Annotated in this window: 1 protein-coding gene; it reads left to right on the top strand. The window is 37.8% G+C overall.

Annotation, left to right across the window (positions count from 1 at the left end):
- Positions 1-123: 123 nt before the first annotated feature.
- Positions 124-413: hypothetical protein (locus AB4Z50_RS36150; RefSeq protein WP_441887326.1), on the top strand; the 290-nt coding region annotated here is incomplete at its 3' end.

The following is a 413-nucleotide window of genomic DNA, read 5'->3' as shown; positions in this document are numbered from 1 at the left end:
GTGGTAGCTTCGGTATTTTTTGATGCGAAGCAGGGTTATGAGTATCCTTCTTTTAGGTTTAGCCGGTTCGGGTTGCTAAAAAAAATATATAGTACAGGGAAACAGGCACCTTATCCTGTAGACGTGATTATATCATCTGGTTCGGCAGCTACTATAGCGGTTTTTGATATTGCTGGAGTGATGGATGAGGCTTTTTTTATAGATTTTGTAGATATTGAGTGGTCAATAAGGTGTCGTAGAAATAATATTCCAATTGAGATTGTTCCACAGGCAATTATGAGACATTCTATTGGAGAAACCTCTATTAATTTAGGCGTAATGAGAGGATTCATCCACAGTGCTCAAAGGAGCTATTATAAAGTGAGAAATCCTTTTTTGTTACTAAGGAAAGCAGATATACCCAAGGCTTTAGC

This window comes from Paenibacillus sp. 2TAB26 (assembly GCF_052115145.1).
Classification (GTDB): Bacteria; Bacillota; Bacilli; order Paenibacillales; family Paenibacillaceae; genus Pristimantibacillus.
Note: the sequence above shows the minus strand (reverse complement) of the source record. Positions and strands in the feature narration are given on the sequence as shown.